A 23,060-nucleotide genomic window follows, 5' to 3' on the forward strand; every position below is an offset into this window, starting at 1 on the left:
GGGCGTCGCCGGTGTGAGCCGCCTTCGTGAGAGGCGTCGCCTTTCTTGAAGGACGTCGCCTTTGCTGAAGGACGTCGTCGTCATGAGGGGGCGGCCGGGGGCAGGCCCAGCTCGGCCATGGCCAGATCGACCAGGGACCCCGGCACCTCGTCGACCGCCCCGACGCGCACGAGGGCGGCCAGCCCGAGGTAACCGCTGTAGGCCGCCAGCACCCGCCTGCGCGCCTCCTCCTCCGGCTGGCCGAGCTCCCGCAGTACGTCCTGCATGAATTCCAGGCGTCGTCGGCTCACCCGCCGCACCACCTCGCCGACCAGCGGATCGCCCACCTCGCTGATCAGCCGGAACGAGATCGCCGCGTTCTCCGCGTCACCGAAGGCCAGGTCCAGCAGGGTCCGCATGCGCGCCACGGGCTCGTCGAGCGACTCCAGCCGGGCGATGACCCGCTCGGTCCCGGCCTCCCAGTGCGCCAGCGCCGCCTCGACCAGTGCTCGGCGGTTGGCGAAGTGCCAGTAGAAGCTGCCCTTCGAGACGCCGAGCCGTACCGCGACGGGCTCCACCGCCACGGCGCCCAGGCCACCCTCCGCGAGCGCCGCCAGCGCGGCCCTCGCCCAGTCGTCGGGCCCCAACCGCTCGGCCGCCCCACGTTTCCCTCGCTCAGCCACCCCACGCCTCCCTCGCTCGACCGCACCCCGCTCCGACAGCGTGCCATACGGCGGCGTATAGTCTCCTCCATACGCAACCGTATGGAGGCCGTGAGCAGGCCCCGAGCGCGAGGAGCCCCCCATGCCGACCCTGGTAGACGACTTCATCCCCCGCCCGGACGCGGCGGAACGGCACTCGATCGTGATCAACGCCTCCCGTGCTGGCAGGCGATCACGCACCTGGACCCAAAGGACGTCCGCCTGGCCAAGCCGCTGTTCGCCCTCCGGCGGCTGATCGACCGCTCCCCCGGCGACCGACCGAAGCGGAACCTGCCCGATTTCACCCCGCTGGCCGAAGACCCGATGCGGGAGCTCGTCGTCGGGAAGGTCGGGCAGTGGTGGCGTCTGGGCCGTGCCGAGCACACCCCGGCGATCGACGACGTGGCCGCGTTCCGAGCCTTCGACCAGCCCGGATACGCGAAGGCGACGTTCAGCTTCCTGCTGGACGACGCGGGGCCGGGGCGCGTCCGCCTGGTCACCGAGACCAGGGTCCTGGCCACCAGCCCCGACGCCCGCCGCGCCTTCCGCCGCTACTGGATCGTCATCCGCCTCGGCAGCGGCCTGATCCGCCGCATCATGCTCTCCGCCATCCGAGCCCGCACCTGACCCACCACGTCAAGCTCCCCGCCATCCGAGCCCGCGACCGACCCTCACCACGCCGCGCTCCCCGCCAATCGGACCCGCGACCGACCCCACCACGTCATACCGTGCGCCACCCAAGCCTGCGCCTGACCGCCCACGCGAGGACACGCACGCGGCCATGGCCGTCGGCGCCGGTCGGTGAGGTAGCGGGGCGGAAGTGCTCACACAGGACGATAGCCTCGTGTCGTGCTGGAAAAGATCGCGGCGACCCGTTATGTGACGCCGTTGCGCGAGGGCGGATCTCTGCCGGGCGTGGTCGAGGCAGATGATCTCGGCACCTACGTGGTGAAGTTCCGGGGAGCCGGCCAGGGCCGTCGCGTGCTCGTGGCTGAGATCATCTCGGGCGAGCTGGCCAGGCGGCTCGGACTCCGCACGCCCGAGATCAAGCTGATCGACCTCGACCCGCAGATCGCCATCCGGGAGCCCGACGAGGAGGTGCAGGACCTGCTCAAGGCGAGCACCGGCCTCAACCTGGCGATCGACTTCCTGCCCGGCTCCCTCGGGTTCGAGCCGCTGACGTGGACGCCCGACCGGATGTTCGCCTCGCGGGTGGTCTGGTTCGACGGCCTGATCCACAACGTCGACCGCAGCTGGCGCAACCCCAACCTGCTCGTCTGGCACCGCGACATCTGGCTGATCGACCATGGCGCGGCGCTCTGGTTCCACCACAACTGGCGGACGGCCGACCCTCGACGGCCGTTCGATGTGGAAGACCATGTGCTGGCGCCGTTCGCCACTCACCTGGAGATCGCGGGGGCCGAGCTGTCCGCGAAGATCACTCCGGAGCTCCTGGAGACCGTCACCGCGCTGGTGCCCGACGAATGGCTCGACGACGAACCCGGCTTCGACTCGGCGCAGGCCGTCCGCGACGCCTATGTCGACCACCTGCTCCAGCGCGCGCGGGCACCGTACGAGTGGCTGAGACCGCCCCAGACCCCGGTCGGCGAACCCACGGGACCGGCCTCCGTCGGCGAGTTCTGGCGGGGAGGCGACCGATGAGCAGGGACGTCTACGAGTACGCGGTGATCCGCGTGATGCCGCGCGTCGAGCGCGGCGAGCTGATCAACGCGGGTGTGCTGCTCTACTGCCAGCCACGCGACTACCTCTGCGCGCGCGTCGCTCTCGACGCGACCCGGCTGCGCGCCCTGGACCCGGTGGTGGACATCGACGGTGTACGACAGGCGCTCAAAGCCTACGAGCTGGCCTGCGGCGAGGAGTCCGGACCGCTGGCCAAGGAGTCGCTCGGCGGCAGGTTCCGCTGGCTGACGGCACCGCGCAGCACGATCGTGCAGACCGGGCCCGTCCACGCCGGTCTCACCGCCGACCCGGACACCGAGCTGGCCAGACTCTTCGACAAACTGGTCCGGCTCTGACCCCTCCGTCACACGACCGTCCCCATCCGTGTGACGGTCCGTCGTGACTGGGGACTCCTTGGGAGATACCCCCTTCGGGGGAGCGGAGGAAGACCGTCCGCCGTGGCAGAGGCCCCAAGGAGGGACGCCCCCTCGCGAGGAGACGGTCCGTCACGGCAGATGCCCCCGTGGAAGGACACCCCTCCGAGCAGCGGAAGAACGCGTGCCCGGCGAACGCACAGCGACGCCGCGCTAGAACAGCACAGACATGAACGTGTCGACCTCGTGGAAGCCCACCTTCCGGTAGACCGCCCGCGCCGAGTGGTTGAAGTCGTTGACGTACAGCGAGACCACAGGGGCGAAGCAGTCCAGGGCGGCGTCCACGACCGCCGCCATCCCGGCCACCGCGTGCCCCTGGCCGCGCAGCGCGGGGTCGACCCACACCCCCTGGATCTGGCAGGCATGGGGAGTGACCGCGCCGACCTCGGCCTTGAACACCACGCGGCCGTCGTCGATGCGCGCGTAGGACCTGCCGATGCGGATCAGCTCGGCAACCCTGGTTCGGTAGAGGGCGCCGCCGTCGCCGAGGTTGGGTGAGACGCCCACTTCCTCGGTGAACATCGATACGCAGGCCGGCAGCAGGGTCTCGAACTGGTCCGGGCGGACCCGCCGGACCAGCGGGTCGGCGGGCACGGGCGACCTGCGCGAGGTGGCCATGACCGGCTGTGCCCAGCGAATCGTGCGGGCCCGGCCCCAGTACGGCTCCAGGCGTTCCCACAGCAGCGAGACCGCGTCGGCGGGACCCACGATGGACGAGCAGCGGCGGCCCTGCTTGCGGGCGCGGTCGGCGAAGGCGTGCACGGCTTCGGGACCGGCGTTGACCGGCACCATGTTTGCCCCCGCGTAACAGAGCGAGACGAGCCCGCCGCGCGGCCCGAACCCCCACATCTGCCCGCCCAGCCGCGCCGGATTGAGTCCGACGGTCCGCACCCGGGAGGAGACGAAGACGTTGGCGACCGGATCGAAGTCGAGCAAGGCAAGGGCTTCGTCCCGGTCGCTGTCATCGAGCACACGCGACGCCGATGTACGCAGCATCACATGGTCAGACTACGCGAACGACCACCGAATAGCTCATCTGGCGAGGAGCTCGGTGCGCCTTTCGTGACCTAGAGGCCTAAGGGCCGCCATATGGGCCGTTGGCTTGGGCGCCGGCAGTTTGTCGCAGTTGGCGGTGTGCCGCGGGACCGTGCCCTCGACCAGGTACGCGACCAGGTGCCGGTCCACGCACTGGTTCCCCGACAGCGAGGACCCGTGGTTGCCGCCCGCGTCGACGACCATGCGGGCGCTCGGGAACAGCTTGCGCATGTTCAGGGCGCCTTGGTACGGCGTCGCGGCGTCGTCCTTCGACTGGATCATCAGGATCGGGGGCAGCCGCTTGGACGCGTTGATCTTGACCGGAGTGCCGCCCGGCACGGACCAGAACGCGCACGGGGCGTTGTACCAGGCGTTGGACCAGGTGAGGAACGGTGCCTGCCGGTACACCCGGGTCATGTCCGTGCGCCACTTGTCCCAGGACGTGGGCCACTGGGCGTCGCGGCACTGCACGCTCAGGTAGATGGCGTAGCCGTTCTCCTCATCGGCGTCCGGCTTGCCGTACTTGTTGTAGACGTCGACCAGCGCCTTCCCGTCGCCCTGCCGCACGTACCTGGACCAGGCGGCGGCGAGGTCGGGCCAGATCCTGTCGCTGTAGCCGGCCACGGTGAACGTGTCGTCGAGCTCGCTCGGGCCGACCACCCCGGCGGCCGGGCGGTCGTGCAGCCTGGAGCGCATCGCGTACCAGGCGAAGGAGGTCTGGGTGAGCGAGCCGCCGAGCTTGTAGACGGCGTTGTTCTTGGCGGTCCAGGCCAGGAAGGCGCGGTGCCTGCGCTCGAAGGCGCGGTCCTGGGCCAGGTTTGCCTTGTACCAGACGCCGTCCGGGTCGACCGTGCTGTCCAGGACGAGGTGCTTGACCCGGTCGGGGAAGAGCGTGGCGTAGATGGCGCCGATATAGGTGCCGTAGGAGTAGCCGAGGAAGCTGATCTGCGACTCGCCGAGGGCCGCGCGGATGCTGTCCATGTCGCGGGCGGTGTTCTCGGTGGTCAGGTGGGGCAGCAGCCAGGCGTACAGGTCGCCGCAGCGGCTGGCGTATTCGCTGGCCCTGCCGAGTAGCACCTTCTCGTCTTCCTCATCGCGCGGCACCGCGTCGGGCCTGGGCGGGGCGTAGTAGACGGCGGGGTCGACGCAGTGCATGGCGGGCTCGCTGTTGCCCACGCCGCGCGGGTCGAAGCCGATGATGTCGTAACGGTCGGCGGCCTTCTGCGAGAGCGTCGCCGACACGTACTCGGCCAGCGACCGGCCCGAAGCGCCCGGCCCGCCGGGGTTGACCAGCAGCGGGCCCAGGTAGTCGCCGCCGTCACGCGGCACCTTGGCCTTGATCCGGTTGAGCGCCAGCGTGATCGACTGCCCCGCCGGCTCGTTGTAGTCGAGCGGCACCCGCACGGAGGCGCACTCGACACCGCTCACCCGGGGCGCGGACCGATTGACGACCGTCCCGGAATCGGCCGCGTCCGTCTCCGTCTTCGACGATGACGACGCCACCGGGCAGGCCCCCCAGTCCAGTCCCGAACTCACGACTCTCCCGGCGGCCACGGCGCTACTCGCTCCCCCGACCACCGGCACCAGCATCGCCATCCCGACGACCACTCTTACGACCCGCTTCACACGGCCTCCCATTCGATTGGCAGACCGATGGTCTCTGAGTAGCCGAGTCATGACGCTGGGTATGGAAGAACGCTTACCATTCTGTAATCGCCCAATTGCACGCCGTAACGTACTCGCAGACGGCCGGGGTGCCCGATTTGCCCCGCCACTGGCCAAGAGTGCGCACGTCACGGCGGCGCGCCACCTCCACCGGAGGAGCGTGCCCCTGGACAGAGCTCAGCCCGGTCGGCGTCTGGGGCCAACCGGGCTGAGCCGTAAAAAAATATGGGTCTAAATCAGCCGACGACAACCTCCGGCTCGCCGTCGAGCGCGATGCCCATCGAGTCGGCGATGCGCAGGGCCTCGTCGATCAGGGTCTCGACGATCTGCGACTCCGGCACCGTCTTCACGACCTCGCCCTTGACGAAGATCTGCCCCTTGCCGTTGCCCGAGGCCACCCCCAGGTCGGCCTCGCGGGCCTCCCCCGGCCCGTTGACGACGCAGCCCATCACGGCCACCCGCAGCGGCACCTTCAGCCCCTCAAGACCCGCCTGCACCTGCTCCGCCAGCGTGTAGACGTCGACCTGCGCCCGCCCGCACGACGGGCACGAGACGATCTCCAGCCCGCGCTCCCGCAGCCCGAGCGACTCCAGGATCTGCGTGCCGACCTTGACCTCCTCGACCGGCGGGGCCGACAGCGAGACGCGGATGGTGTCGCCGATGCCCTCCGCCAGCAGCGCGCCGAACGCGACCGCCGACTTGATCGTGCCCTGGAAGGCCGGACCGGCCTCGGTCACGCCCAGGTGCAGCGGGTAGTCGCACTGGGCGGCCAGCAGCCGGTACGCGTTGATCATGACGACGGGGTCGTTGTGCTTGACCGAGATCTTGATGTCGCGGAACCCGTGCTCCTCGAACAGCGAGCACTCCCACAGCGCCGACTCGGTCAGCGCCTCGGGGGTCGCCTTGCCGTACTTCTGCAGCAACCGGGGGTCGAGCGAGCCGGCGTTGACGCCGATGCGGATCGGCACGCCATGATCGGCCGCGGCCCGCGCGATCTCGCCCACCTTGTCATCGAATTTCTTGATGTTGCCGGGGTTGACGCGCACCGCCGCGCAGCCCGCCTCGATGGCCGCGAACACGTACTTCGGCTGGAAGTGAATGTCGGCGATGACCGGGATCTGCGACTTGCGGGCGATGACGGGCAGCGCGTCGGCGTCGTCCTGCGACGGCACGGCCACCCGCACGATCTGGCAGCCCGAAGCGGTCAGCTCGGCGATCTGCTGCAAGGTGGCGTTGATGTCGGCGGTCACCGTGGTGGTCATCGACTGCACGGAGACCGGCGCGTCGCCACCGACCGGGACACCGCCGACCATGATCTGGCGGGAGTGCCGGCGTTGGGCGAGCGGCTTGGGACGGACCGTGGGGATGCCGAGTGCTACAGAAGTCATTTCAACCCTTGAGTTTCGGTAACGGTATCCAGTGTAGGTAGCCCGTGGGACTGCCGGGCTGTGAGCTCCGTCCCAGGTCTCATCCGCCCGCCGCGACCCGTACGAGCTCGCTCGCGCGGGTGCGAGCCCAGGCGTCGGCGGCGAGCACCTCCTCGACCGAGTCCGCGGGGGTCACCCGGTGCTCTTCGACGACCTTGGCGACCGTGTCGACGATAGCCGGGAACCGCAGCCCGCCGCCGATGAACGCCTCCAGGCACGCCTCGTTGGCCGCGTTGTAGACGGCGGGCGCGGTGCCGCCCTCGGTGCCGACGTGCCTGGCCAGCGCGACGGCGGGGAAGGCATCGTCGTCGAGCGGCTCGAAGGTCCACTCCTGGGCCCGGGTCCAGTCGATGGGGGCCGCGGCGCCCGCGATCCGCTCGGGGTGGCCGAGCGCGAGCGCGATGGGCAGCCGCATGTCGGGCGGGCTGGCCTGGGCGATGGTGGAGCCGTCGATGTACTCGACCATGGAGTGGATGATCGACTGGGGGTGCACCACGACCTCGATCCGGTCGAAGCCGATGTCGAACAGCAGGTGCGCCTCGATGACCTCCAGCCCCTTGTTGACCAGGGTGGCCGAGTTGATGGTGATCATGGGACCCATGGACCAGGTGGGGTGCGCCAGGGCCATCTCGGGCGTGACGTCGAACAGGTCGGCGCGCTTGCGCCCCCTGAACGGCCCGCCGCTCGCGGTGATGACCAGCCGCTTGACCGCCTCGGGCCGATGACCGTCGGGACCACCGGCCCACAGGCACTGCTGCACGGCCGAGTGCTCGGAGTCGACGGGCAGGATCTGCCCCGGCTTGGCCAGCCGTTTGACCAGCGGCCCGCCGATGATCAGCGACTCCTTGTTGGCCAGGGCGAGTGTCCGGCCCGCCTTCAGCGCGACCAGCGTGGAGGTCAGGCCGAGCGCGCCGGTGATGCCGTTGAGCACCGTGTCGCACGGCCAGGCCGCCGCCTCCGCGACCCCTTCGGGGCCCGCGAGCACCGCCGGGCTCGCGCCGCGCGCCGCGAGCGCCTCCTTCAACGCCGGCACGGCCGCGGCGTCGGCCACGGCCACCACCTCGGCGCCGTGCTCGGCCGCCTGCTCGGCGAGCAGCTCGACCTTCCCGCCACCGGCCGCGAGCCCGGCGACCCTGAACCTGCCCGGATCGGTGCCGATGACATCTAGTGCCTGGGTGCCGACCGAGCCGGTGGAGCCGAGGACGATGACGGAGCGGAGGGTGTCTGCGTGCACCTGTCCATTGTCCCCGCTGCCGGAAGCGAGCAGGCACGCGCCTCTCCCGTCCGCCTCCTGCTCCGGCTCGGCCGTGACCAGCGCCAACAAGAGCGTGGTGCTCACCGCGGGCCACTGCGTCAAGATGGGCGGCGCTTTCCACACCAACTGGGTGTTCGTCCCCGGATACGACAACGGCAGCCGCCCGAACGGCACCTGGGCGGCCACCAAGCTGCTGACCACCCCGCAGTGGAACGCCGGCGAGGACATCGACTTCGACGTCGCCGCCGCTGTGGTGGCGCCGCTGCGGGGCAAAACGCTGACCGACGTCGTGGGCGGCCAGGACGTGGCGTTCAACCAGGCGCGGCGCCAGCAGATGTACGCCTTCGGCTACCCGGCGGCGGCCCCGTACGACGGCTCGAAGCTGACCTACTGCAGCGGCCGCGCGTTCGACGATTTCCTGATGTCCAAGGATCAGGGTCTGACCTGCGACATGACCAGTGGTTCGAGCGGCGGTCCATGGTTCCAGAATTTCAATGATGTTCGGCCCTTATTTCGGGTCAGAGGCCCAAGCCGTCTACCAAGCCGCCCAGAGCACCAACGCCCTCTGAAGCCATTCACCGAAAGTAGTCACAAGAACACATCTTGTGGTGCACACTCGGGGGTCATGAGCCTGAGCACCCCCTTGCTGACAGCCGTACCGCTCGTCACGGGGCTGATGGGCCCCGCACTCATCGGCGCCATGCCCGTCCAGCACCATGACCCCGCCCATCGCGTCGCCAAGCAGGTCGTGCACACGGCCAAGCGGACGGAGGTGGTCGAGCACGTCGCCGCCCGCAGCCCCGCCGAGCAGCGGCGCGTGCTCGACTACTGGACACCGGCCCGGATGGCCGACGCCCTGCCGATCGACATGCTCGGCATCGTGACCAAGCGTGACGGCCTGCTGGGCGGCCTCGCCAAGAAGACCGGGATCGCCGCGGCACCCGGCCTGACCGGTGAGAAGGCCACCAGCGAGAAAGCGACCGGCGAGAAGGTGCTCCGCGAAGGCGAGAAGGCCAAGATCCCCGTCCCCCGCTTCCAGTCGGCCCGACCCCTGACCACCACGTCCGGCTCCCGCTGGCTGACCGGCGGCGCGGTGACCCGCACCACCGGCCGCGTCTTCCTGACCGTCAGCGGCATCGATTTCGTGTGCTCCGCGAGCACGGTCAAGAGCGCGAGCAGGGACCTCGTGGTCACCGCCGGCCACTGCGTCAAGGACGGCACCGGCGAGTGGGCGGCCAACTGGCAGTTCGTGCCCGGCTACCGCGACGGCGGCGGCCACCCCTACGGCCAGTACGCCGCCCGCCGCATGTTCGTCACCGGCCCGTGGGCGCACTCCGCCGACGACAGCTACGACGTGGGCATGGTGGCCCTGACGACCGCCGAGAGCCAGCACGTCACGGACGTGGTCGGCGGCCAGCAGATCACCTTCAACGGCCCGCGCGGCGGCCAGACGTTCGGCTTCGGCTTCCCGGCCGACCCGCCCTACGACGGCGAGCACCTGGTCTACTGCGCGGGCCGCCTGCACGGCGACCCCTACAAGCAGACCCGCGACCAGGGCCTGGGCTGCGACATGACGGCGGGATCCAGCGGCGGCCCGTGGCTGTCCGGCTTCGACCCCGCCACGGGCACCGGCGAGATCACGTCGCTGAGCAGCTTCAAGTACAGCGACGACCAGCGCACCATGTACGGCCCCTACTTCGGCGACGCCGCCAAGGCCCTGTTCGACACGGCCCAGCGGGCATAGTCAGAGCGACAGCCCGGTCAGCACCATGACCTTCTCGTAGGTGTAGTCCGTCATCGCCGAGTGCAGGCCCTCGCGGCCGATGCCGGAGTCCTTCACGCCGCCGTACGGCATCTGGTCGGCCCGGTACGACGGCACGTCGCCGATGATCACACCGCCCACCTCCAGCTCCCGGTTGGCCCGGAAGGCCGCGTCCAGCGACCGCGTGAACACCCCGGCCTGGAGGCCGTACCTGGAGTCGTTGACCATCGCGTACGCCTCGTCGATGTTCGCGGCCGGCTGCAGGACCATGACCGGCCCGAAGACCTCCTCGCGCAGGACCTTGGCGTCGCCGGGCACGTCGGCCAGGACGGTGGGCGCGTACGTGGCGCCCTCGCGGGTGCCGCCCGCGAGCACGCGGGCGCCCCCGTCGACCGCCTCCTGGACCCACTGCTCGACGCGTTCGGCGGCGTGGATCGAGACCAGCGGTCCGACCTGCGTCTTCTCGTCGGCCGGATCACCGGTCACGAGCCCGCCGACGGCCGGGAGCAGGCGTTCGACGAAGGCGTCGTAGACGGGCCGCTCGACGATCACCCGCTGCACGGCGATGCAGCTCTGACCGGCCTGGTAGTTGGAGAACAGGGCGACGCGCTGGGCCGCCCAGTCGAGGTCGGCGTCGCTCAGCACGACGGCCGCGGCGTTGCCGCCGAGTTCGAGCGTCACGTGCTTGCGCGGGATCTGGTCGGCGATCGCGTAGCCGACCGGCGCGGAGCCGGTGAACGACACCACCGGCAGCCTGGGGTCTTCCACCAGGACGGAGGCGCGCTCGTTCTCGACCGGCAGCACGGAGAACATCCCGGCCGGCAGGTCGGTCTCGGCCAGGAGCTCGCCGAGCAGGAGCGAGGTGAGCGGCGTGGCGGGCGCCGGCTTGACGATGACGGGCGCGCCGACGGCGATGGCGGGCGCGACCTTGTGGGCGACCAGGTTCAGCGGGAAGTTGAACGGCGTGATCGCGAGCACCGGCCCGTACGGCAGTCGGGAGACGTACGCCAGGCGCCCGGCGGCGGCGGGTTCGGTGTCGAGCCGCTGCACACCGCCCGACCAGCGGCGGGTCTCCTCGGCGGCGAAGCGGAAGGTGGCGATCGCGCGGGTGACCTCGCCCCGGGCCCAGAAGATCGGCTTGCCGTTCTCGGCGGTGATCAGGTGAGCGATCTCGTCGGCCCGCTCCGCGATGCGGCGCGAGACGTGGGCCAGCGCTTCGGCGCGTACGTGCGCGGGGAGCGCGGCGGCCTGCCCGGCGACCGCGTGGGCGGCCGCGACGGCCTCCTCCACCTGGGCGTCTGTGGGCACAGAATAGCGGCCGACGTCGCGACCGTCGTGGGGATTGGTCACGGTGAGCTGGGAGTCGCCGGTGGCTGGCCGGCCCGCGAGCCAGAAGGTACGCACGTCCATGTTCTCGACGTTATGCCAAGGCGACGATCGGGGACGTACACCACCGTGCACAAGACCCCCACCAGACCTCACCGTTAAGTACAACCTCCCTTGCCTACCCAGGATGTAACAGAAGTAGACCTAATTCGGGATGTTTACCATGCAGGGCGGTTTGAACTTTCTCCCGGCTGGCTAAGTCATCGTGTGCGGGTCCTCAGCGCGGCGGGCCCCCGACGCAGAAAGGCGTGGCCCCATGACCTCCTCGGCGCCTCTCGGGCTCCAAGGCGCCTACTTGCTCGGTGAGCGGGCCACCCATGACGAACTGCGCTCCCGGCTTCTCGACGTCGCGGTCAACCTGCTGCTCAGCGACGGCCCCGAGAGCTTGACCATGCGCAGGATCGCCACGGAGGCCGGTTGCACGACGACGGTCATCTACACGATGTTCGGCAACAGGGAAGGGCTGGCGGAGGCCCTCTACCTGGAGGGATTCGAACGCTTCCGGCGCTTTCTGGACGCGGTCCCGCAGCGGCGGGACGCCCTCGAGAACCTCACCGCGCTCGGCCCCGCCTACCGTCAGGCGTGTCTGGCCGAGCCCGGCTACTACAGCTTGATGTTCGAGCGGGCGATCCCCGGTTTCGAACCCAGCGAGCGGGCCAGGACATTGGCCCGCGCGGCGCTCAACATCCTCGACCGGGTGATCGCCGACTGCATCTCCGCCGGGTACCTCGTCCCGACCCAGCCCCGCAAGATCGCCGACGCGCTGTGGGCCGCCGCCCAGGGCGCGATCAGCCTGGAGCGGGCCGGTCACCTGCGTGACGGCCGCACCTACGAGGCGGTCACGACGGCGACGATCTGCTGCTACCTGGTGGACAGGCAGAAGAAGTAGCCGCCAGCGCGATCCAGAGCTCGGCTCGCACTCCGGGATCGTCCAGGTCCCGGCCCAGCAGTTCGGTGACCCGCTTCATGCGGTAGCGGAGCGTGTGGCGGTGGATGCCGAGCCGCTGGGCCGCCGCGTCCCAGTGGCCGTTGCTGCCGATGTAGGCGCGCAGCGACTCGATCAGGTTGGCCCGCGAGCCGTACTTGGTGAGGGGCGCGAGCAGCGCCGCCGCGAACGCCTGGGCGGCGGCGGGGTCGAGCAGGGTCAGCAGCCCTTGGCCGGCGAGGTCGGCGAACCTGACGAGGCCGTCACGGCCGCTCTCGAACGCCCGCCTGGCCTGGTCGAGCGCGCCGGGCAGCTCACCGTACGCGCTGGGCGCGCTCATCCCGACGGTCCCCTCGGCGAGCGCGGCCACCTTCTCTGCCTCCGCCGCGGCCACGAGCACCACGACCGGCGACCCGAGCGAAGCGGCTTCAGGGACGCGGGCGGCATTGGAGAGGCGGGCAGCTTCACGGACGCGAGTGGCTTCAGGAAGGCGGGCGGCTTCGGCGAGGCGGGCGGTGAAGGCGTGCGGCTCCACCGCGTCGAGCGCGTCGCCCGCCACCGCCAGCACCACCACCGGTTCCTCCGGCAGCCGCCCACCGAGCGGCGCCAGCACCGCGCGCGCCCGCTCCACACCGGCCGGCCCCGCGCGCCCCTCCCCCTTACCTCCGTCCAGCAGGAGCCCCAGTACGGCCGAGCGCACCCGGCGCTCGGCCTCCCGCTGCGCGCCGCCCTGCTCGACGGCCAGCGTGAGCAGCGACCCGGCCGCGTTGATGACCGTCTGCGTGACGGGCGAGAACGCCCGGGACGCCCCGACCACGAAGAACCCGCGCGGCCTCGGCCCCCCGCCCAGCGGCTGCAGGACGACGTGCTCGTCCGGCCCGGACAGCGCCAGGCTCGCGGGCGGCCGCCCGTTGGCCGCGCCACCCCGCCACACACCGTGCTCACCGCGCAGCCGGGCCAGTTCGCGGGCCGCCGCCTCGGCCTTGGCGGCGCGGGTGGCGTGACGTACCTCGCCGTGCTCGTCCAGCAGCGCGGCCCAGCCGCCGACCTCCTTGGCCAGCCGGTCGATGACCGCGTACGGGCCCTCGCTCCGCAGGGCGGCCCGGGTGAGCCGGCCTTGGGCGGCGAAGGCGCGGGTGATCTCGTCGTACTGCTCGGCGGCGAGCAGGTCGCTGACCGCCTTGCCGACCTCGATGAACGGCGTCTCGCGCGGCACCTCCAGCAGAGGCAGTCCGGCCGCGGTGGCCGCCGTCAGCAGGGCGGGCGGCACCGCTTCGTGCGAGAGCCCGACGCCGAGGGCGAGCCCGGCCACGCCACGCGCCACCAGGCGGGCGACATATTGCGTAAAGTCGCCTTCCAGCCGCATGCCTGTGGTCAGGAGAAGCTCGTCGCCCTCCAGGTAGGGTGTCGGATCCTCCAGCTCGCTGACCGCCACCCAGCGCACGACCGAGTCCAAGGTGCCGACCAGCGGCCGCAGCCCGGTCCGTCGCACCACGGTCCGCAGCGAAGGCGCCATACGAGTTGTCCATTCCGGCAAAGACGGGCACTCCAGTGTGACATATCGACGCATCGGACCAGGTGAGCGCCCGGCGTAGCGTCGGGCCTATGAGCATTCCGCAGGAGCGTCGTCTCGTCACCGCGATCCCAGGCCCGAAATCGCAGGAGTTGCTGGCCCGCAAGCAGGCCGCCGTGCCCCCGGGCATCGGCACCGCGCTGCCGGTCTTCGTGACGCGCGCCGGCGGCGGCGTCGTCCAGGACGCCGACAGCAACTCGCTGATCGACTTCGGCTCCGGCATCGCCGTGACCAGCGTCGGCAACGCCGCGCCCAAGGTGGTCGAGCGGGTTCAGGAGCAGGTCTCCGACTTCACCCACACCTGTTTCATGGTCACCCCGTACGAGTCGTACGTGGAGGTCTGCGAGAAGCTCAACGAGCTGACCCCCGGTGACCACGAGAAGCGCACGGTCCTGCTGAACACCGGCGCCGAGGCCGTCGAGAACGCCGTCAAGATCGCCAGGCACGCCACGGGCCGCCCGGCGGTCGTCGTGTTCGACCACGGCTACCACGGCCGCACGTTGCTGACCATGACGCTGACGGCCAAGAACCTGCCTTACAAGCAGGGCTTCGGCCCGTTCGCGCCGGAGGTGTACCGGGTGCCGCTGGCCTACCCGTTCCGCTGGCCGACGGGCCCGGAGAACTGCGCGGAGGAGGCCGCCGCGCAGGCCATCGACATGATCGTCAAGCAGATCGGCGCCGAGAACGTCGCCGCCGTGGTGATCGAGCCGATCGCCGGCGAAGGCGGGTTCATCGAGCCGGCCAAGGGCTTCCTGCCGAGGATCGCCGAGTTCTGCCGGGACAACGGCATCGTGTTCGTCGCCGACGAGGTGCAGACCGGCTTCGCCCGTACCGGGCAGATGTTCGCCTGCGAGGACGAGGGCATCGTGCCCGACCTCATCACCACCGCCAAGGGCATCGCGGGCGGACTCCCGCTCGCCGCCGTCACCGGCCGCGCGGAGATCATGGACAAGGTGCACTCCGGCGGCCTGGGCGGCACGTACGGCGGCAACCCGGTCGCCTGTGCCGCCGCGCTGGGCGTGCTGGAGACCATCGCCGAGGAGGACCTGGTCGCCAAGGCCCGCCGCATCGGCGAGATCATGCTCCCCCGCCTCCACGCGCTGCGTGAGCGCTTCGACGTGATCGGCGACGTGCGCGGCCGTGGCGCGATGATCGCCGTCGAGCTGGTCCAGCCGGGCACGAAGGAGCCGAACCCGGCCGCGCTCGCCGAGGTCGTCCGGCGCTGCCACGCGGAGGGCCTGCTGGTGCTCACCGCGGGCACGTACGGCAACGTGCTGCGCTTCCTGCCGCCGCTGGTCATGCCCGAGCACCTGCTTGAGGAGGGTCTCGGCATCCTGGAGAAAGCTTTCGCTGAGCTGTAGGAAACGCGCGAAACGGGCATCCAGCTTGTGGCTGGATGCCCGTTTTTGTAGGTGTAAGGCGTGTGAGCCGGGTAGAGAATTCACCCGAGCTTGACGCTGCCCTAGACGATCAGGAGCGCGCCCGGGCTTATAACGGATCCGGTATACGAGTGGCCGACCGCTGCTGGGAGCATGATGAACTGGGGTCCGACAGGAACGGCACAGAGAATGTTGACGTTCGACCCTGATGGTTTGAGCCGGGCACAGCTCGAGGGCGAAGCCTGCGTGGTCTGCCACAAGAGATGGCCCAGGCCGCGCGTCCGCGTCGGGCGCTTCCCCGACGACTCTCCCGTGCTGGCCTGCGCCGACTGCGCCGAAGCGCTCATCCCGGCGCCGATGGCCACCGTAGTCGCTTTCCCCGCACGCTAGAGCCTTTCCGCGCGCCGGAGCCTTTCCCCCGCGCCAGAGACGGCGTCAGGCGGCCGCCTCGCGGATCCGCCAGGGCGAGCCGTACTCGGTCAGCAGATCGAGGAACGGCACCGCGTCGAACGCCTCCGGCCCCAGCACGCCCGCGCCCCTCCAGGCACCGCGAGCCAGCAGCTCCAGCGCGACCACGGGGTGGACGGCGGTCTGCCAGACGACGGCCTGCGAGCCGTACTCGCGCATCGACCAGGCGTTGTCGACCACGTGATAGAGGTACACCTCGCGGGGCCCGCCGTCCTTGCCGGTGCCCTTCACCCAGGTGCCCGCGCACGTCTTGCCGTGCATCCGGTCGCCGAGGGTCGCCGGGTCGGGCAGGCTCGCCGCCACCAGGTCACGCGGCGCCACGTCGGCACCGCCGACCCTGATCTTGTCGGCGCTGTCCAGCCCGAGCTTGCGCAGGGTCTTGAGCACGCCGATGAACTCCTCGCCGAGCCCGTACTTGAACGTCACCCGCTTGGCCGGGATCCAGCGGGGCACGAGCAGCACCTCCTCGTGCTCGACGTTCACGCACTCCACGGGACCGATGCCCTCGGGGAAGTCGAACACCTCGGGCTCACTGAACGGCTCGGTCGTGTGCCACCGCCCGTCCTCCCAGACGACGGGCGGGTTGAGACACTCCTCGATCGTCGTCCAGATGGAGAACGTCGGCGCGAAGTCGTAGCCGTCCACGACCAGGTTCGAGCCGTCCCTGACGCCGATCTCGTCGATGCCGTCGAACAGGTGGTCGGCGGCATAGCGGGCGAACACGTCGGCCAGCCCCGGCTCCACGCCCATCCCGACCAGCGCGAGCCGGTCCCGCGCCCGCCACTCCTCGTCGCGCGCGAACTGCTCGTCGCCCAGCTTCACCCCCGGCATCTCGTACGGCCGGCTGGAGTGCGGCCTGGACAGCGACATCGCCATGTCCAGGTAGTCCGCCCCGGCCGCCAGCGCCGCCTCGAACAGCGGCATCGTGAACCGCGGATCGACGGCGTTGAACAGCACGTCGCACCGGTGCTCCCGGAGCGCCGCCTCCACCGCCGCCTGATCGGCGGCGTCGAGGCTGATCGCGCTGAAGCGCGGATCGTCCACGCCGGCGACGGCTCGCGCCGCCCGGCTCTGTTGGGAGTCGGCGACCACGATGTGTTCGAAGAAATCTCGGCGCGCGGCGATGGGCACGACAGCGGAGCCGACGCCGCCGGCGCCGACCAGGAGGATTCTCATGAGCAGAACATACTCACTGACTGGTCATTCAGTCGAATTTTTGGCCAGTCCTCCGGAAAAGCGAGACGCCCCGGAGCGGGGGGGAGGCCCGGGGCGTCTCTGCAGGCACGGCCCAGCGGGGGGACGGGGCGAGCCTGCGGCAAAGGTCATGTGTGGGTAAAGCAGCCCCCGCTCAATTCACCAGTGTGCCCCACTGTTTGGTCCATGTGGCGTAATCAGTGCATTCCCCCTCAGATCCCCGGCAACCCCCTGGCGGCCGAGCGGCGAAGGCGACCCGGTCGAGCCACTTCGGCTTGTCGGCCCCGTACGCCTCGCACATCTGCTTGGCCCGCCCTTTGCACGCCTTGGGGTTGGCCGGCGCCAGACCGACCCAGGCGGCCGCGTCACGCTGGGCCGACGGCGCCGCCATCCAGCTCAGCCAGCGGTAGGCGCAGTCGGTGTTGGGGATGTTCGCGCCGAGCATCCAGGAGTCGAGCCAGCCGGTCATCTTGCGTGTGCCGACCGCCTTGATCGGCTTGCCGGCCTTCTGCAGGAGCAGGCGATAGTACGGCGTGGCCTGGGCGTAGTCGAGCGAGCCCGTGGCGAAGCCCTTGACCAGGTCGAGCGGGTTCTTCCAGTAGGTGCGGCCCTTGTGCTCGCCCAGCAGCGCCATCGCCCGGTCCAGCTGGCTCTTGGTCAGCTCGAAGGGGTCGTCCACGCTGCCGTCGGTGAGCGCCGCGTCGGCGATGGTCAGCGGGCCTTCCTTGAGCGAGACCCGGTCGGACTGGAAGACCTGCTTGAGGTCGGCGCCCTTGACCTTGGTCGAGTCGTAGAGGAACTCGTGGTACCCCCACAGGTAGGGCACACCGTAGACCTTGCCCGACACCTTGGTCATGTCGCGAAAGCGCTTGGTCAGGTCGTCGTAACCGGTGACCTTGGCCGGATCGATGGGCTGCGCCTGCTTGCGCTCGATCATCGAGGCGGCCAGCACCGGGCCCGCCGAGATCACGTCGTAGGCACGCTGGTCGACGTATTTCGCCATGTCGTCGGCGGTCTGCACGGTGTCGAGGCGGGCGATGCGGCAGCCGGTCGTCTTCTCGAAGTCGCCCACCCAGTTGACCCTGGGGCTGGTGCCGCCGTATTCGGCGTAGCCGCGGTAGGTGAGGATCTGCAGCGTGCCGTCGCCCTGCGTCGGAGTCGCCGACGGAGTGGGGGTCGGGGTCTTCTTCGGTGACGGGGCCGCCGCCCCCATGCTGGCGATCAGAGCCGTCATGGCCAGCGCCATGGCAGGTATGCGGCGATCCACGTTCCTCCCTCGTTCGTGTGCTGGAGTTTATCGGGCACACGACGGGGAGGGACGCGTGGCGCGTCCCTCCCCGGTGGAGATCGATCACCCGTTGGTGGGGAAGCCCAGGTTCACGCCGCCGTGCGACGGGTCGAGCCAGCGCGAGGTGACGACCTTGCCGCGGGTGTAGAAGTGGACGCCCTCGGTGCCGTGCACGTGCGTGTCGCCGAACAGCGACGCCTTCCAGCCGCCGAAGCTGTAGAACGCCATCGGCACCGGGATCGGCACGTTGATGCCGATCATGCCGACCTCGACCTCGTTCTGGAAGCGCCGGGCCGCGCCGCCGTCGTTGGTGAAGATCGCGGTGCCGTTGCCGTAGGCGCCGCCGTTGATGAGCTGCAGGCCCTCCTCGTACGAGTCGACGCGGACGATCGTCAGGACCGGGCCGAAGATCTCCTCGGTGTGCACCCGCGAACCGGCCGGCACGTGGTCGAGCACGGTCGGGCCGAGCCAGAAGCCGGGCGTCTCCGACGCCTTGCCGCCGCCTTCGACACGCGTGTCCCGGCCGTCCACGACCAGCTTGGCGCCCTCCTCGACACCCAGGTCGAGGTAGGAGGCGACCTTGTCGCGGTGCGCCTCGGTGACCAGCGGCCCCATCTCGGACCTGGGGTCGGAGCCGGGGCCGATCACCAGCTTGTCGACGCGCTCGACGATCTTCTGGACGAGCTCGTCGCCCACCGGGTCGACGGCCAGCACGACGGAGATCGCCATGCACCGCTCGCCGGCCGAGCCGAAGCCCGCCGACACGGCCGAGTCGGCGACCAGGTCGAGGTCGGCGTCGGGCAGCACGAGCATGTGGTTCTTGGCCCCGCCGAGCGCCTGCACCCGCTTGCCGTGGCTGGTGCCGGTCTCGTAGACGTACTTGGCGATGGGGGTCGAGCCGACGAAGGAGACACCGCGCACGTCGGGGTGCTCAAGCAACCGGTCGACGGCGACCTTGTCGCCCTGGACGACGTTGAAGACGCCGTCGGGCAGCCCGGCCTCCTGCCAGAGCCGCGCCATGAGCAGCGACGCGGAGGGGTCCTTCTCCGACGGCTTGAGCACGAACGCGTTGCCGCAGGCGATCGCGATCGGGTACATCCACATCGGCACCATGGCCGGGAAGTTGAACGGCGTGATGCCGGCCACCACCCCGAGCGGCTGGCGCAGCGAATAGGAGTCGACCCGCGTCGAGACGCCTTCGGAGAAGCCGCCCTTGAGCAGGTGCGGGATCCCGCAGGCGAACTCCACGACCTCCAGGCCGCGAGCGACCTCGCCGAGCGCGTCGGAGTGCACCTTGCCGTGCTCGGCCGAGATGAGCGCGGCCAGGTCGTCGCGGTGGGCGTACATCAGCTCGCGGAAGCGGAACAGCACCTGCGCCCGCTTGGTCAGCGAGGCGTCCCGCCAGGCGGGGAAGGCCGCCACGGCGGCGGCCACGGCCGCGTCGACGTCGGCGGCCGAGGCCAGCGCGACGTGCCCGCTGACCTCGCCGGTCGACGGGTCGAAGATCTCCTGGGTACGGCTGTCGCCGTCCGCCAGAGCTCCGTTGATCCAGTGCTTGACAAACTTCACTGCGTCGCTGCCTCTGCGTTGATGACTTCCAGTGCGTGAACGATGATGCTCAGGCCCTCGGCGGCCTCGTCGACCGTGAGGGTGAGCGGCGGGGCCATGCGGATGGCGGTGCCGTACAGGCCGCCCTTGCCCGCGAGCAGCCCCGACTTCTTGGTCTCCTCCATGAACCGCGCGGCCTGCGCGGGGCTCTCCAGCTCGACGGCGAACATCAGGCCCTTGCCGCGCACGGCCTTGATGATCGGCAGCCGCTCGGCCGCCGCGCGCAGGCCATCGGCGATGATCTTGCCGGTCCTGGCGGCGTTGGCCTGGAGATCGTGGTCGAGCACGTAGTCGAGCGTGGCGTTGGCGGCGGCCATGGAGATCGGGTTGCCGCCGAACGTGGCCAGGCCCACGGCGGGCAGGCTGTCCATCAGGTCGCCCCGGGCCACGACGCCGCCGACCGCGAACCCGTTGCCCAGGCCCTTGGCGAAGGTCATCATGTCGGGCGTCACGCCGTGGTTCTGGATGCCGAAGAACGCGCTGCCGGTGCGTCCCCAGCCCGTCTGCACCTCGTCGGAGATGAACAGGATGCCCTGCTCGTCCAGGACCTCCTTGTAGGCGGCGAACAGCCCGTCGGGGGCCATCGTGAACCCGCCCACACCCTGGATGGGCTCGGCGATCAGCGCGGCCACGTTGTTGGAGACGGCCGTGGCCAGCACGTGGCGCAGGTCGTCGACGCAGGCCGCGATGTAGTCGGCGTCCGACATCCCCTTGAACTGGGTCAGGTGCCGGTCGGCGCCGTGCAGGAAGTGCACGTTCAGCGGGGAGAGCGAGTTGTTCTTCCACGTCCGGTTGGAGGTGACGCTGATCGCGCCGAAGCTGCGGCCGTGGTAGCTCTGCCGCATGGCGAGCACCTGGTCGCTCTTGCGCGCGTAGGTGGCCAGCAGCAGCGCGGTCTCGTTCGCCTCGGTGCCGGAGTTGGTGAAGAAGACCTTGGCATCGGGGATGCCGGAGAGCCTGGCGATCTTCTCCGCCAGCTCGATCTGGCCGCGCAGCAGGTAGACCGTACTGGTGTGGACGACTCCCGTGGCGAGCTGACGCTCGACGGCCTCGCGCACCTCGGGCACGTCGTACCCGATCATGTTGGTGAGGATGCCGGCGAAGAAGTCGAGGTAGCTCTTGCCATCGGCGTCGACGACGCGATTGCCCTTGCCATTGACGATCTCGATCGGCTCGTTGTAGTTGAGTGCCACCCAGTTGGGGATCACTGCCCGGTGGCGGGCGAGAAGCTCCGACATGCTTCGAGTATCCCGGCTCGTCATCGCCACACCCACCTCCAACATGTCCACACGACACCAAATCCCCTTACATGATGTCATGCAAGCTCCGGCGCCAACTTCGACCATATGTCAGGACATAAGGACTTACAACTCCCGAGAACTCATATCCCGCTATCGGGTGAAAGGGGCTGACAGCATCGGCGACAGGAGTACCGGGTGGTTGTGGAAACAGAGTCGGCCGACGGCGGCGCGGCGTTGAGCGGCACAGAGTCGGCCGATGGCGCCGGCGCGGCGTTGACCGGCATGGACGACGCCGAGGTGATCCGGCGCTCCCACAGCGACCCGGGCGTGTTCGCCGCGCTGTTCGACCGGCACGCTCCCGCCTTACATCGCTACGTCACCCGCCGTCTGGGGGATTCGCTGGCCGACGACATCGTCGCGGAGACGTTCCTGGCCGCGTTCAGGCGGCGCGAACACTACGACCCCGGGCGCGCGGACGCCCGCCCCTGGCTGTACGGCATGGCCGCCAACCTCATCGGCCATCATCGCCGCCGGGAGGTCAGGTCCTACCTGGCGCTGGCCAGGACCGGGATCGACGAGGTCGCGGAGGGCTACACGGACCGGGTGGAGGCCCGCGTGTCGGCCTCGGCCGTGCACCGGGAGCTGGCCGAGGCGCTGGCCGCGCTCTCCGCCGACGACCGGGAGGTGCTCCTGCTGGTCGCCTGGGCGCAACTCAGCTACGAGGAGGTCGCCAGGGCGCTGGACATCCCCCTCGGAACCGTCCGCTCCCGGCTCCACCGGGCCAGGAAACGTACCCGCGCCGCGCTGGGCGGCGTCGACCCCACCGCGATCACCGACGAGGAGGCCGACCGTGGATGACCTGAACCTGCTCCAGGGGCTACGCGCGGACGCGCCGGAGCCCGACGCGGCCCGGCTCGCGGCCCTGCGCGACCGTCTCACCGCGGTCACGACCGCCACACTCACGACGGCCGCGACGTCCTCGACCAAGACGGGCACGACCGAGACGGCCACGACCCCCGAGCGGCGCCGGCTGTGGCGCCGGCTGTGGCGGCCTCTCGCCGCGCGCGTGCTGCTCGCCGGGACCCTGGCGGCCGGACTGGCGATCGCGCCGACGTTCATCAGGTCCGCGGACCAGAACCGTCCCGTGCCCCCGGCGCACAGCACGCGGCCGGGCAGCATCCAGCTCCTGGAGCAGGCGGCCCTGGTCGCCGAGCGGCGGCCCTTCCGGAAGCCGCGCCCCGACCAGTGGGTCTACACCAAGACCAAGGACGTCCAACCCGCCGACGGCCGCACCACGATCTACGAGCAATGGATGAGGTTCGACGGCAAGCAGGCCGCCTCGATCGGCGAGGACGGCGAGTTGCACGTCAGCGACCTCCCTCAGCTCGACCCGGGCGACGACGACCTGACGCCGCAGCAGTATTACGACAAGCTGGTGGCCCTGCCGATCGACCCCTACAAGCTGCTGGCCCACGTCGCGGGCGACAAGCACTGGCTCAAGCCGCTCATGGAAGACGGGGTGCCGGTACCACGCGGCACCCCCGTGCCCCGCGACGCTCAGGCATTCAGAGTGCTGACTCTCTATCTGGACCAAGGGGCCGTCATGCCGCCCAAGCTGGAGGCGACCATCTACCGGGCGCTGGCGAAGATCCCCGCCGTCAAGGTGGAGGTGGGGGTCCTCGACGCGGACGGCCGCCCCGGCATCGGCCTGTACTACGAGCCGAAAGGCCAGGAGATCACCACCCGCTACTTCGTGCTCGATTCCCAGACCTACCGCCTGCTCGGCGACCGGATGGTCTGGAACCGTGACCAGTATCTCGGCGACAACCCGGAGCCGGCCTTCCGCAAGGGGAGCGTCGGGCTGACAGCCACCCTGGCCGGCGGAGTCGTGGACCGGCCGGGCCAGATCCCCTAGGGGATCTCCCGTCCACCTGCGGGCGTACGACCGCCTTGATCACTACGCCCGCGGGGGCACCACGATTGCCCACCGGCGGTCGACGACCGGCCACCCCCCGCTCCCCCACCATCGAGTCATCACCACAGAAGACTCAGGGAGAGCG

19 protein-coding genes are annotated in these 23,060 nt (G+C 70.2%); 8 read left to right on the plus strand and 11 right to left on the minus strand.

Annotation, left to right across the window (positions count from 1 at the left end):
- Positions 1-80: 80 nt before the first annotated feature.
- Positions 81-662, minus strand: a complete 582-nt coding sequence (locus tag ACQP2T_RS47155) for a TetR/AcrR family transcriptional regulator (RefSeq protein ID WP_433511352.1) — start codon at positions 660-662, stop codon at positions 81-83.
- A 90-nt stretch (positions 663-752) separates the two neighbouring features.
- Here ACQP2T_RS47155 and ACQP2T_RS47160 point away from each other — a divergent pair, with 90 nt between their 5' ends.
- From ACQP2T_RS47160 to ACQP2T_RS47170, 3 genes are all read left to right on the plus strand, one after another.
- A complete protein-coding gene (locus ACQP2T_RS47160) occupies positions 753-1,307 on the plus strand; it encodes a hypothetical protein (RefSeq protein WP_433511353.1) in 555 nt (184 codons plus the stop codon).
- Between the two features lie 222 nt (positions 1,308-1,529).
- Positions 1,530-2,342: a HipA family kinase gene (locus tag ACQP2T_RS47165; protein ID WP_433511354.1), complete on the plus strand. Its 813-nt coding sequence runs from the start codon at positions 1,530-1,532 to the stop codon at positions 2,340-2,342.
- Positions 2,339-2,716: a DUF3037 domain-containing protein gene (locus tag ACQP2T_RS47170; protein ID WP_433511355.1), complete on the plus strand. Its 378-nt coding sequence runs from the start codon at positions 2,339-2,341 to the stop codon at positions 2,714-2,716. Before ACQP2T_RS47165 ends, ACQP2T_RS47170 begins: the two co-directional genes overlap by 4 nt.
- A 231-nt stretch (positions 2,717-2,947) precedes the next feature.
- On the opposite strand, the gene ACQP2T_RS47175 is transcribed toward ACQP2T_RS47170, so the two are convergent.
- The 4 genes from ACQP2T_RS47175 to dxr all read right to left on the minus strand — a co-directional run bounded on the left by ACQP2T_RS47175 (position 2,948) and on the right by dxr (position 8,155).
- Positions 2,948-3,790, minus strand: coding sequence for a GNAT family N-acetyltransferase (locus ACQP2T_RS47175; RefSeq protein WP_357948106.1), 843 nt, complete (start codon positions 3,788-3,790; stop codon positions 2,948-2,950).
- 36 nt (positions 3,791-3,826) lie between these two features.
- Complete coding sequence (locus ACQP2T_RS47180; protein ID WP_433511356.1) at positions 3,827-5,455, minus strand: alpha/beta hydrolase; 1,629 nt, start codon at positions 5,453-5,455, stop codon at positions 3,827-3,829.
- 275 nt (positions 5,456-5,730) lie between these two features.
- Entirely contained in the window at positions 5,731-6,882 is a 1,152-nt protein-coding gene (gene ispG, locus ACQP2T_RS47185) for a flavodoxin-dependent (E)-4-hydroxy-3-methylbut-2-enyl-diphosphate synthase (RefSeq protein WP_433511357.1), read from the minus strand.
- A gap of 79 nt (positions 6,883-6,961) precedes the next feature.
- A complete protein-coding gene (gene dxr / locus ACQP2T_RS47190) occupies positions 6,962-8,155 on the minus strand; it encodes a 1-deoxy-D-xylulose-5-phosphate reductoisomerase (RefSeq protein WP_433519926.1) in 1,194 nt (397 codons plus the stop codon).
- A 73-nt stretch (positions 8,156-8,228) separates the two neighbouring features.
- Between dxr and ACQP2T_RS47195 the strand changes: the two genes are divergently transcribed.
- The gene (locus tag ACQP2T_RS47195) at positions 8,229-9,920 is read left to right on the plus strand and encodes a trypsin-like serine peptidase (RefSeq protein ID WP_433511358.1); all 1,692 of its coding nucleotides are present in this window, start codon (positions 8,229-8,231) and stop codon (positions 9,918-9,920) included.
- On the opposite strand, the gene ACQP2T_RS47200 is transcribed toward ACQP2T_RS47195, so the two are convergent.
- A complete protein-coding gene (locus ACQP2T_RS47200; protein ID WP_433511359.1) occupies positions 9,921-11,348 on the minus strand; it encodes an aldehyde dehydrogenase family protein in 1,428 nt (475 codons plus the stop codon).
- A gap of 232 nt (positions 11,349-11,580) precedes the next feature.
- On the opposite strand from ACQP2T_RS47200, the gene ACQP2T_RS47205 reads away from it, so the two are divergent.
- Positions 11,581-12,213: a TetR/AcrR family transcriptional regulator gene (locus ACQP2T_RS47205; protein ID WP_357946438.1), complete on the plus strand. Its 633-nt coding sequence runs from the start codon at positions 11,581-11,583 to the stop codon at positions 12,211-12,213.
- Here ACQP2T_RS47205 and ACQP2T_RS47210 read toward each other — a convergent pair.
- Entirely contained in the window at positions 12,164-13,765 is a 1,602-nt protein-coding gene (locus tag ACQP2T_RS47210; RefSeq protein ID WP_433511360.1) for a PucR family transcriptional regulator, read from the minus strand. The two genes, ACQP2T_RS47205 and ACQP2T_RS47210, sit on opposite strands and share 50 nt — an antisense overlap.
- A gap of 89 nt (positions 13,766-13,854) precedes the next feature.
- On the opposite strand from ACQP2T_RS47210, the gene gabT reads away from it, so the two are divergent.
- Positions 13,855-15,183 (plus strand): 4-aminobutyrate--2-oxoglutarate transaminase, encoded by a 1,329-nt coding sequence (gene gabT / locus ACQP2T_RS47215; protein WP_433511361.1) that lies wholly within the window; start codon positions 13,855-13,857, stop codon positions 15,181-15,183.
- 453 nt (positions 15,184-15,636) lie between these two features.
- On the opposite strand, the gene ACQP2T_RS47220 is transcribed toward gabT, so the two are convergent.
- The 4 genes from ACQP2T_RS47220 to ACQP2T_RS47235 all read right to left on the minus strand — a co-directional run bounded on the left by ACQP2T_RS47220 (position 15,637) and on the right by ACQP2T_RS47235 (position 20,997).
- Positions 15,637-16,845, minus strand: coding sequence for a saccharopine dehydrogenase family protein (locus ACQP2T_RS47220; protein WP_433511362.1), 1,209 nt, complete (start codon positions 16,843-16,845; stop codon positions 15,637-15,639).
- A 172-nt stretch (positions 16,846-17,017) separates the two neighbouring features.
- Positions 17,018-18,130: an extracellular solute-binding protein gene (locus ACQP2T_RS47225; protein WP_433511363.1), complete on the minus strand. Its 1,113-nt coding sequence runs from the start codon at positions 18,128-18,130 to the stop codon at positions 17,018-17,020.
- Positions 18,131-18,214: 84 nt separating this feature from the next.
- Positions 18,215-19,720 (minus strand): CoA-acylating methylmalonate-semialdehyde dehydrogenase, encoded by a 1,506-nt coding sequence (locus tag ACQP2T_RS47230; protein WP_433511364.1) that lies wholly within the window; start codon positions 19,718-19,720, stop codon positions 18,215-18,217.
- Positions 19,717-20,997 (minus strand): aspartate aminotransferase family protein, encoded by a 1,281-nt coding sequence (locus ACQP2T_RS47235; protein ID WP_433511365.1) that lies wholly within the window; start codon positions 20,995-20,997, stop codon positions 19,717-19,719. The genes ACQP2T_RS47230 and ACQP2T_RS47235 overlap by 4 nt, the downstream gene beginning before the upstream one ends.
- Before the next feature lie 198 nt (positions 20,998-21,195).
- On the opposite strand from ACQP2T_RS47235, the gene ACQP2T_RS47240 reads away from it, so the two are divergent.
- Both ACQP2T_RS47240 and ACQP2T_RS47245 read left to right on the plus strand, forming a co-directional pair.
- Positions 21,196-21,858: an RNA polymerase sigma factor gene (locus tag ACQP2T_RS47240; RefSeq protein ID WP_433511366.1), complete on the plus strand. Its 663-nt coding sequence runs from the start codon at positions 21,196-21,198 to the stop codon at positions 21,856-21,858.
- On the plus strand, positions 21,851-22,915 hold the full coding sequence (locus tag ACQP2T_RS47245) for a CU044_5270 family protein (protein ID WP_433511367.1): 1,065 nt from the start codon (positions 21,851-21,853) through the stop codon (positions 22,913-22,915). The genes ACQP2T_RS47240 and ACQP2T_RS47245 overlap by 8 nt, the downstream gene beginning before the upstream one ends.
- Positions 22,916-23,060: the final 145 nt, after the last annotated feature.

Source organism: Nonomuraea sp. CA-143628 (genome assembly GCF_050942315.1).
Classification (GTDB): domain Bacteria; phylum Actinomycetota; class Actinomycetes; order Streptosporangiales; family Streptosporangiaceae; genus Nonomuraea.